The organism is Aerococcus sp. HMSC10H05 (assembly GCF_001806975.1).
GTDB classification, from domain to species: Bacteria; Bacillota; Bacilli; order Lactobacillales; family Aerococcaceae; genus Aerococcus; species Aerococcus viridans_B.
Map to the genome: position 1 here is coordinate 1 of NZ_KV786953.1, position 3,131 is coordinate 3,131.

Here is a 3,131-nt window from a genome sequence, read left to right on the forward strand (position 1 = left end):
ATGAATTTAAGTCTGTAGATGATGTAGAAGGAACGGTGAGTGCTGTCCTCGTAGACACCCATAATAGAAGATTGATTGATATTATTGTTGATTGGAAACAAGCTTCTTTAATCGATTACTTTGCTTCCTTTACTTTGGCTGCTAGAAGTAGTGTGAAAACTGTTTCTATCGATTTGTATACATCCTATCTTGAAGTAATACGTACTAGTTTTCCTAATGCTAAGATTGTAATTGATCGATTCCATATCGTGAAGTTACTAAATGAGACAATTAATTCTGTTCGTATTAAAGCTATGAATATCGTAAAAATAGCCGACCATCTGACTACAGAAAACTTAAAAAACAATGGAAGTTGTTGCTAAAAAATGCTGAAGACTTAAATTTCACTGATACATATTATGTTCGCCAATTTGGTGAAGAAATTTCGGAACAGCGCATTGTTGATTTCCTATTGAATATTTCGCCGGATTTATTAGTAACATATACGCTAATGAATGAGCTCAAGTACGCAATTTCTACGCATAACATTGAGTTATTTGATGAAATATTGAAGAGCACAAGGAAAATTGTTAATGCTAAATTAGAATAGGCAATTATGCCAAATAAGTTTCGGCACTTTATTCCAGAAATATAGCCAATTCAGTTATACTTTTAAAGTATCAATTGAGTTGGAGGATGAAAGGTGAACGAAAAAAAGATGAGTATTTATCATGAAGACCATCGATTGCATCGATTGGGATTCAACAAAAGTCAAATTGAAAGAAAAGTTGGAGTAAACCGAGATACAGTAAGAAAGTATTTAGAAAAAGACTTTGGAGAAATGTCCGAATGGACATACAGTTTACAAAATCGGACAAAAAAATTAGATCCTTATGCAGATACGATTCTTGAGTGGCTAAAGGAACATAGCGATTTATCAGCAGCTCAAATCAAAGTTTGGTTGTTGGAGGAATATCCTGACTTCAAAGTAAGCTCGAGTACAGTTCGATCTTATGTGAAGAATTTAAGAGATCAATATGCGATACCCAAGCATAAAAACATTCGACAATACGAAGCGATTCCTGAAGTTGAAATGGGTGCTCAAATACAAGTTGATTGGGGAGAAACGAAGCAAAAAACAAGAAACGAAGAAGAAATCAAGTTATACTTTATCACTTTCGTTTTATCGCATAGCCGTTATAAATATCTTGAGTGGCTGGATCGGCCTTTTACGACTAAAGACACGATTCGCTCGCATGAAAATGCGTTTCGTCATTTTGGGGGAATGCCTCAAGAGATGGCCTATGACCAAGACAATTTAATCGCAGTGAGCGAAAATGCCGGTGATCTTTTACTCACTCAAGACTTTCAGGCTTATCAACAAGCCCTCGGCTTTAATGTTTACTTGTGTCGCGGTGGGGATCCTGAAAGTAAAGGGAAGATTGAAAAAGTTGTTGGTTATGTAAAATCAAATTTCGCAAAAAATCGAATATATGATGGCCTTGAGAGTTGGAATGAAAAATCTCGATCATGGTTGGAGCGTACAGGGAATCACAAAGTTCATGGAACAACAAAAAAGAGACCAGATTCAGTGTTCCTTCTGGAAAAAGCACACTTGAAACCAGTCTCTTCAATCAAACACAAAGATATATCTTTCAAAAATAGTATAACAGCTACCGTAAATAAAGACAACACGATTCGATTTAGAGGAAACCGCTACTCGGTACCGCTTGGTACCTATAAAACGGTTGGCTCCAATCAAGTCTATCTAAATGAAAAGGATCAAGAATTAATCATTTTACATAAGCTCACTGGTGATGAAATTGCGCGACATACCATTTCCTTAGAAAAAGGAAAGCTGGTAAAAAATCGTAATCATGGTCGTAACCGAGAAAAAACTGTACAAAAATATTGCACAGCAATGATTGACTTATTCGAACCAGAAGAAAAAGCAATTCTCTTTATTGATAAAATCGTTGAAAAGTATAAGCGATACGCTCGAGATCAGTTTATGGTGTTGGAAAAAAGCATTAAAATGTATCCGGCAGAACGCGATGCGGCACTTGAACATTGCATTGAAAATAACTTATGGAGTGCCAACGATTTTAGAGGTGTTGCCGCTTATTTATCTCAGCATAAGCTAGTAGAAATTCCTAATGGAATTGAAAGCACCTCTACAACTCTTACTGGAATTGAAGTCTCTACTCGTTCATTTGGTGAATATGCAAAAATTTTAGGCGGTGAAGTGAATGAGTAATGGCCTTGAAGAATTACAGCATGCCTTTAAGCAACTCCGTTTATCGGAAGTTTCTGCTGAGCTTCCCGTCTTAATGCGTGAAGCTGAACAGAAATCTTGGACTTATTATGAACTATTAAATCATTTACTACAGTATGAATTGACTAAACGGGAGAAGAAAAATAAAGATCGTCGCTTAAAATGGGCGAAATTTCCTTATCAAAAGACACTTGAAGATTATAATCTCAGTGAGCAAAAGAGTCTCACTGAGAGACAAATGCGCCAGTTAAGAGAAATGAATTGGTCAGAGCAACAGTACAACCTCATTCTACTTGGACCGCCTGGTGTCGGCAAAACGCATTTAGCGGTAGGCGTAGGTTTAGAAGCAATTGAACAAGGGTATCAAGTCATGTTTCTCCCAATGGGAGAATTGACAACGATTCTGAAAACAAGCGATTATACATGAAAATCACAGATTGCATTAAACCGAATTAAAAAATCTGATTTAATTATTATTGATGACTTGATGTACATGGCAATGGATCCGGTTGAGGCCAATCAGTTTTTCCAGTTAGTAGATTATCTATATGAGCGTAGCTCTATCATTCTAACTTCGAATAAGAGTCCGGATCAATGGGGTGAACTATTAGGCGACGAAGGTGTCGCAACAGCGATACTTGACCGCCTTCTCCATCGTGTAGAACTGATTCAAATGGACAATGAAAGTTATCGAATGAAACATCGGCAAAGAGTTTTTGACTAGACAAAAAGTGCCGAATCTTATCTGGCAGAATTTGCGGAAAACTAATTGGCAGAAAATGCCGAGTTCTACTTGACGTTAACATCTTTAAACCATCTCATCCACTACTTGCGACTTTCCAACTAGTCGCAGCTTAAATATTAGACGAAGACTCTT

At 36.8% G+C, this 3,131-nt stretch carries 2 protein-coding genes and 1 pseudogene; all 3 read left to right on the forward strand.

Features of this window, described 5'->3' with window-relative positions:
• On the forward strand, positions 1–362 hold a 362-nt coding region (locus tag HMPREF3116_RS01695; RefSeq protein WP_148129211.1), incomplete at its 5' end, for a transposase.
• A gap of 335 nt (positions 363–697) precedes the next feature.
• Positions 698–2,236 (forward strand): IS21 family transposase, encoded by a 1,539-nt coding sequence (istA, locus tag HMPREF3116_RS01705; protein ID WP_070467262.1) that lies wholly within the window; start codon positions 698–700, stop codon positions 2,234–2,236.
• Positions 2,229–2,978 (forward strand): annotated as a pseudogene (gene istB, locus HMPREF3116_RS01710) (IS21-like element helper ATPase IstB). Before istA ends, istB begins: the two are co-directional and overlap by 8 nt.
• Positions 2,979–3,131: the final 153 nt, after the last annotated feature.